The 6,327-nt window shown below is 35.0% G+C and carries 6 protein-coding genes, 2 tRNA genes and 1 rRNA gene; 6 read left to right on the top strand and 3 right to left on the bottom strand.

What is annotated here, in order from left to right:
• Nucleotides 1–154: 154 nt before the first annotated feature.
• The 3 genes from rrf to ACFS5J_RS03925 all read left to right on the top strand — a co-directional run bounded on the left by rrf (nucleotide 155) and on the right by ACFS5J_RS03925 (nucleotide 498).
• Nucleotides 155–264: ribosomal RNA gene (gene rrf / locus ACFS5J_RS03935) — 5S ribosomal RNA — on the top strand.
• A gap of 69 nt (nucleotides 265–333) precedes the next feature.
• Nucleotides 334–406, top strand: a tRNA-Phe gene (locus ACFS5J_RS03930).
• A 6-nt stretch (nucleotides 407–412) separates the two neighbouring features.
• Nucleotides 413–498: transfer RNA gene (locus ACFS5J_RS03925), tRNA-Leu, on the top strand.
• A gap of 105 nt (nucleotides 499–603) precedes the next feature.
• On the opposite strand, the gene ACFS5J_RS03920 is transcribed toward ACFS5J_RS03925, so the two are convergent.
• From ACFS5J_RS03920 to ACFS5J_RS03910, 3 genes are all read right to left on the bottom strand, one after another.
• Nucleotides 604–705 carry a hypothetical protein gene (locus ACFS5J_RS03920; RefSeq protein ID WP_379810712.1) on the bottom strand — a complete coding sequence of 34 codons (102 nt, stop codon included), beginning with the start codon at nucleotides 703–705 and terminating at the stop codon, nucleotides 604–606.
• A gap of 189 nt (nucleotides 706–894) precedes the next feature.
• Nucleotides 895–1,131: a hypothetical protein gene (locus ACFS5J_RS03915; protein WP_379810711.1), complete on the bottom strand. Its 237-nt coding sequence runs from the start codon at nucleotides 1,129–1,131 to the stop codon at nucleotides 895–897.
• A gap of 192 nt (nucleotides 1,132–1,323) precedes the next feature.
• Nucleotides 1,324–2,463 (bottom strand): acyl-CoA dehydrogenase, encoded by a 1,140-nt coding sequence (locus tag ACFS5J_RS03910; RefSeq protein WP_379810702.1) that lies wholly within the window; start codon nucleotides 2,461–2,463, stop codon nucleotides 1,324–1,326.
• A 96-nt stretch (nucleotides 2,464–2,559) separates the two neighbouring features.
• On the opposite strand from ACFS5J_RS03910, the gene ACFS5J_RS03905 reads away from it, so the two are divergent.
• The 3 genes from ACFS5J_RS03905 to nhaD all read left to right on the top strand — a co-directional run bounded on the left by ACFS5J_RS03905 (nucleotide 2,560) and on the right by nhaD (nucleotide 6,321).
• Nucleotides 2,560–3,627: an anhydro-N-acetylmuramic acid kinase gene (locus ACFS5J_RS03905; RefSeq protein WP_379810701.1), complete on the top strand. Its 1,068-nt coding sequence runs from the start codon at nucleotides 2,560–2,562 to the stop codon at nucleotides 3,625–3,627.
• Nucleotides 3,628–3,720: 93 nt separating this feature from the next.
• On the top strand, nucleotides 3,721–4,947 hold the full coding sequence (locus tag ACFS5J_RS03900) for a Glu/Leu/Phe/Val dehydrogenase dimerization domain-containing protein (RefSeq protein ID WP_379810700.1): 1,227 nt from the start codon (nucleotides 3,721–3,723) through the stop codon (nucleotides 4,945–4,947).
• 9 nt (nucleotides 4,948–4,956) lie between these two features.
• Nucleotides 4,957–6,321 carry a sodium:proton antiporter NhaD gene (gene nhaD / locus ACFS5J_RS03895; protein ID WP_379810697.1) on the top strand — a complete coding sequence of 455 codons (1,365 nt, stop codon included), beginning with the start codon at nucleotides 4,957–4,959 and terminating at the stop codon, nucleotides 6,319–6,321.
• Nucleotides 6,322–6,327: the final 6 nt, after the last annotated feature.

Below are 6,327 nucleotides of genomic sequence, written 5' to 3'. Positions count from 1 at the left end.
GCTTATGTACACGATTCCTCCCACTATATGTGGGAGGGGTAAACTTTCTAAATTTATTTACTTTTCTCAGTATGTTAAGATATTGTTCAATGTATAGTTAAACCCAAGGGTTTTGATTACTACTTGAAAAATTGCCTAAAGCAATTTAACCTTTTAAGGTGGTTATTGCGGCGGGGCTCACCTCTTCCCATTCCGAACAGAGAAGTTAAGCCCGCTTGCGCAGATGGTACTGCAGTCCTGTGGGAGAGTATGTCGCCGCCTTTCTTTTAGAAAAGCCCTTCATCAACATATGTTGGGCTTTTTTTATAAAACTTTGATCTTTTAAAGATTAATGGTACCTTAGCTCAGTTGGTAGAGCAACGGACTGAAAATCCGTGTGTCCCTGGTTCGATTCCTGGAGGTACCACACCATGCTCGAGTGGTGGAATTGGTAGACACGCTGGACTTAAAATCCAGTGGGCAGTAATGTCCGTGCGGGTTCAAGTCCCGCCTTGAGTACTAAAAACTTCAGTTAGCAATTAGCAAACTGGAGTTTTTTTGTTTTGTAGCTTTTTGTGAGTACTGAGATTAGGTATTAATTAGTTTCAGTTTAATCATCACTTACTAACTATTCTTGTAGTAATTGCAATGTTGACTTATTGGGCATTCTTCGCATTTGGGATTTCTAGGTCTACAAGTTTCTCTTCCTAAAAATGAAATGGCCATTCCAATTTCTCCCCAAATATTTGTTGGTAATAATTGCATTAATTGCTTTTCTATTTTATTTGCATCTTCGGTTGCATTGACTAATCCTATCCTTGGTGCTACTCGTAGTACGTGAAGGTCTACAATTATTCCTTCCGAGGTTTGTTTAGATTCACGTAATATAGTATTTGCCGATTTGCGACCAATTCCTTAGAGGTTTAAGAGGTCTTTCATGTTTAATGGTATCAGCGTTTCATTTTGAATTGATAGTGCTATTTCGTGTATCCATTTCGTTTTGTTCTGGTAGTTTGTTACTGTGCTTAAATAAGAACTTAATTCTTGAATATTTGATGTAACAATGCTGTTTAGTGTTGGGTATCTATCAAAGAATGCGTGTGAGATTTTGTTAATGTTATTATCTGAATCTTGGGCAGACAATAGAACCATAATCAATAGTTGATAGGTGTCCTGATAATTTAACGGATGTTTTCTTCCAAAGTATTTTTTTAGTATGGGGTCTAATTTTGAAGACCATTCATCAAATAGCATGTTTTTATCTTTTGTTATTATAAAGATATTGAAAAAAGAAAGGGCTCAACAATAATGATGAGCCCTTTTTAAAAGTATTTGAAAGATGGTTTATTTAACTAAACCTCTAGAAATTACAATTCTTTGGATTTCTGAAGTTCCTTCATAAATCTGAGTGATTTTAGCATCACGCATCATACGCTCAACATGATATTCGCTTACATAGCCATTTCCTCCATGAATTTGAACCGCTTCTACAGTTGTATTCATCGCTGTTTCTGAAGCGAATAATTTTGCCATAGCTCCAGAGTGAGAGATGTCTTGACCAGCATCTTTTTCAGAAGCTGCTTTCATACATAACAAACGAGCTGCAGTGATTTGGACATGCATATCGGCTAATTTAAATGCAATAGCTTGGTGTTGGATAATTGGTTTTTTGAATGCAACACGTTCTTGTGCATATTTCAAAGCTAATTCATAAGCACCTTGAGCAATACCTAAAGCTTGAGAAGCAATACCGATTCTACCTCCGTTTAATACATTCATTGCAAATGTAAATCCGAAACCGTCTTCACCAATTCTGTTTTCTTTTGGAACTTTTACATCAGAGAACATTAATGAATGTGTATCAGATCCTCTGATTCCCATTTTCTTTTCTTTAGGTCCAATTGAGAAACCTTCCCAACCTTTTTCTACTAAGAAAGCATTGATTCCTTTGTGTCCTTTTTCTACATCTGTTTGAGCAATTACAATATAAGTAGAAGCAGTTCCTCCATTTGTAATCCAGTTTTTAGTACCGTTTAACAAATAGTGGTCACCCATGTCAATTGCAGTAGTTTTTTGTGATGTAGCATCAGAACCAGCTTCTGGCTCAGACAAACAGAAAGCACCGATTACTTCTCCTTTTGCTAATGGAACTAAATATTTTTGTTTTTGTTCTTCGTTACAGTATTTTTCAATTCCAGCACAAACTAAAGAGTTGTTTACTGACATGATAACAGCTGCGGAAGCGTCAACTTTAGCAATTTCTTCCATAGCTAACACATACGAAACGCTGTCTAAGCCTGCACCACCGTATTTTGGGTCAACCATCATTCCTAAAAATCCTAGCTCCGCCATCATTTTTACTTGCTCCGCTGGAAATTTCGATTCTTCATCTCTTTCGATAACACCTGGTAATAATTCGGCTTGAGCAAAGTCTCTTGCTGCTTGTTGAATCATTAACTGCTCTTCGGTTAATTTAAAATCCATATTTTTTAAATAAAATGTTTGTGTAATTTTTAAAATAAGTGCCCAAATGTAGTTATTTCTTGGGATATTTTCAATAACAATTTGTATTTTTAACCCATGTTTAAAGATAGTTATCAGGTAATTGGCGTGATGTCGGGCACTTCTTTGGATGGTGTAGACTTAGCACATCTTTCTTTTTTTTACACTTCCGATAAATGGCATTTTGAAATTTTAAGAGCAACTACTGTAGCCTATTCTGATTATTGGTTGCATCAATTAAAAAATGCCGTCAATTTTAGCACAACTGAATTGGTTCAATTAAATGAATCTTACACCAAATTGTTGGCGGATATTATTTCTCAATTTGTAACAGATAATAAAATTCAAGGACTTGATGCAGTTTGTAGTCATGGACATACTATTTTGCATCAACCTTCTAATGGTTTTACATTGCAAATAGGGAATTTACCCATTTTAGCGCAACTCATCAATCAAAATGTAGTGTGTGATTTTAGAGTGCAAGATGTTGAGTTGGGGGGGCAAGGTGCGCCACTCGTCCCAATTGGGGATAGATTGCTGTTTTCGGATTACGAGTATTGTTTGAATTTGGGTGGTTTTTCTAATATTTCATATGAGTTTGACGGAAATAGGATTGCTTATGATATTTCTCCAGTGAATACGGTTCTGAATTTTTATGCAAACCGACTTGGTTTTGATTACGATGATAAAGGAGAAATGGCAAGAAGTGGTCAAACTAATTTTGAGCTATTAGAAGCGTTAAATGAAATCAATTTTTATAACCAGACTTTCCCGAAATCTTTAGGTATTGAATTTGTTCAAGATACTATTCTGCCGATACTGGAATCCTATTCCATATCAGATTTTGATAAGATGCACACTTTTGTTGAACATATAGCCTTTCAAATCAAAAATGTTTTGCCAGATGTTTCTTCCAAAATGTTGGTGACAGGTGGGGGGGCTTATAATGCTTTCTTAATGGAGCACATTAAGAAATTGTTAATTAACACGGAAGTTGTGGTGCCAAATGATACGATTATTCAGTATAAAGAAGCCTTAATTTTTGGTTTTTTAGGAGTTTTAAAATTGCGGAATGAGCCCAATGTATTGTGTTCTGTGACAGGTGCAGTAAAGGATCATTCTTCGGGATTTATCTACAAAAACTAAATTTTTAACGCGTTAAAAAACATTTTGTAAAATCTTTAGGTTTATCAAGATTGTGTATATTTGTGGGATTTAAAAAATAATGAACAAATTATAATGAAAGATTTATTAAAAAAATTCGAAAATAAAGAGCCAGAAATTGTTTTCAACTGGAAAGATCAAGAAACTGAAGCAGAGGGATGGACAGTAATTAACTCATTAAGAGGTGGTGCTGCAGGAGGTGGAACTCGTATGCGTAAAGGTTTAGATATGAATGAGGTCTTGTCTTTGGCTAAGACTATGGAGGTTAAGTTTTCGGTTTCTGGACCAGCTATTGGTGGTGCTAAATCTGGGATTAATTTTGATCCAAATGACCCTCGTAAAGAAGGTGTATTAAAAAGATGGTATCAAGCTGTATCTCCTTTATTAAAGAATTATTATGGTACAGGTGGAGATTTGAATGTTGATGAAATTCATGAAGTTATCCCAATGACTGAGGATTGTGGTGTTTGGCATCCACAAGAAGGTGTATTTAACGGACATTTTAAACCAACTGAAGCTGATAAAATTAATAGAATTGGACAATTACGTCAAGGTGTTGTTAAAGTAATTGAAAATCCAATTTTCTCTCCAAATGTAGATCGTAAATATACTGTAGCTGATATGATTACAGGTTATGGTGTTGCAGAAGCGGTTCGTCATTATTATTCAATTTTTGGTGGTGATGTAAAAGGGAAAAAAGCAATTGTTCAAGGTTTCGGTAATGTTGGATCTGCTGCTGCTTTTTATCTTGCACAGATGGGAGCTAAAGTTGTAGGTATTATCGATAGAGATGGTGGTCTTATTAATGAAGAAGGTTTCTCTTTTGAAGAAATTACAAACTTGTTCTTAAACAAAGATGGTAATAAGTTAGTTACGGATAATATGATTCCTTTTGAAGAAATTAACGAAAGAATTTGGTCTATTAATGCACAAATTTTTGCGCCATGTGCTGCTTCTCGTTTAGTAACACAAGCTCAAGTTGACCAAATGATTGCTTCTGGTTTAGAAGTTATTTCAAGTGGTGCAAACGTTCCATTTGCTGATAAAGAAATTTTCTTCGGTCCAATTATGGAAGCAACAGATAAAAAAGTAAGTTTATTACCAGACTTTATTGCAAACTGTGGTATGGCACGTGTTTTTGCTTACTTCATGGAGAAAAAAGTTCAAATGACAGATGAGTCTATTTTCTCTGATACTTCAAACATTATCAAAAATGCAATTCAAAAAGTTTACGATTTAGATACTGATAAGAAAAACATCAGTGCTAGAGCTTTTGAAATCGCATTGAAACAACTAGTTTAAATAAAGTAGATGGAAACAATATTAATATTAGTCTTTGTTTTAGGTTATTTAGGAATTGCTCTCGAGCATACTTTTAAAATTGATAAGTTAATTCCTGCTTTAGGGATGATGGCAATTTTATGGGCTTTAATTGCACTAAATCATTTAGAAGTTTTTGAAATTATTCCAGGTATTGGAAAGGAAGCACATCATTTAGAGGGTGTATTGTTACATCATCTTGGTAAAACTGCTGAGATTTTAGTTTTCTTAATGGGTGCAATGACTATTGTTGAAATCATTGATTATTTTGATGGATTTGCAACAATTAAATCTTTTGTTAAAACAAAAAGTAAAGCACGTTTGTTGTGGTTGTTTACCACTTTAGCATTCGTTTTATCTGCAATTATCGATAACTTAACGGCTACTATTGTATTGATTACCATTTTACAAAAAATAGTAAAAGATAAAGAAGTAAGATTGTGGTATGCGGGTCTTATTGTAATTGCTGCAAATGCTGGTGGTGCGTGGTCTCCAATTGGAGATGTTACCACTACAATGCTGTGGATTGCGAATAAAGTATCTGCTGCACAATTAATAGAGCATGTTTTAGTGCCTTCTATACTTTGTTATGCTGTGCCTACGTTTATTGCATCTCGTATGAAAGTATTTAAAGGGAACATTGAATCTGATGCTTCAGCTGAAGCAACTCCTCCTAAATATAGCAGCTTGATGTTTTATTTGGGTTTAGGTTCAATCCTTTTTGTGCCTGTTTTTAAAACTGCTACTCATTTACCTCCATATATGGGTATGATGTTGTCGTTAGCAGTTGTTGCTGCAGTGGCTGAGTTTTTGAGCAATCGTAAATTTAGTATTGGTAGTGCTACTTCAGGAACTGATGGAGCAGCTGTACACCATAGTCCAGTGCACAAGTCTTTATCAAAAATTGAGATGCCAAGTATTTTATTTTTCTTAGGTATTTTAATGGCTGTTGCGGCATTAGAGTCTTTAGGTATGTTGTTTGACTTTGCTGGAATTTTAGAATCGAGTGTGCCTAATTTAGGAACTGAACACCATTCTACAAAAATTTCAGACTTAGTGGTTTTATTATTAGGTGCAGGTTCTGCAGTTATTGATAATGTACCATTGGTAGCAGCAAGTATCGGTATGTTTCAAATTGGTATGGATGAACCAGCATGGCATTTTATAGCTTATGCAGCAGGGACAGGAGGAAGTATGTTAATCATTGGTTCTGCAGCAGGAGTTGTAGCCATGGGAATGGAAAAAATTGACTTCTTCTGGTATCTGAAAAAAATCGGTTGGTTAGCCTTAGTTGGCTTTTTAGCTGGTGGAGTTGGTTTTGTAATCATAAGGGATTTACTTTTGAATGCAGCTTAACAATTT

The sequence above is a fragment of the Flavobacterium chuncheonense genome (assembly GCF_042686145.1).
Lineage (GTDB): Bacteria > Bacteroidota > Bacteroidia > Flavobacteriales > Flavobacteriaceae > Flavobacterium > Flavobacterium chuncheonense.
The sequence above is the reverse complement of the archived record's forward strand: the minus strand, read 5'-3'. Positions and strand labels throughout refer to the sequence as shown.

What these genes read in the sequence shown, in the direction of transcription:
- ACFS5J_RS03920 (WP_379810712.1), bottom strand. Translation starts at nt 705, where the DNA reads ATGGCCATTTCATTTTTAGGAAGAGAAACTTGTAGACCTAGAAATCCC.
- ACFS5J_RS03915 (WP_379810711.1), bottom strand. Translation starts at nt 1,131, where the DNA reads ATGGTTCTATTGTCTGCCCAAGATTCAGATAATAACATTAACAAAATC.
- ACFS5J_RS03910 (WP_379810702.1), bottom strand. Translation starts at nt 2,463, where the DNA reads ATGGATTTTAAATTAACCGAAGAGCAGTTAATGATTCAACAAGCAGCA.
- ACFS5J_RS03905 (WP_379810701.1), top strand. Translation starts at nt 2,560, where the DNA reads ATGTTTAAAGATAGTTATCAGGTAATTGGCGTGATGTCGGGCACTTCT.
- ACFS5J_RS03900 (WP_379810700.1), top strand. Translation starts at nt 3,721, where the DNA reads ATGAAAGATTTATTAAAAAAATTCGAAAATAAAGAGCCAGAAATTGTT.
- nhaD (WP_379810697.1), top strand. Translation starts at nt 4,957, where the DNA reads ATGGAAACAATATTAATATTAGTCTTTGTTTTAGGTTATTTAGGAATT.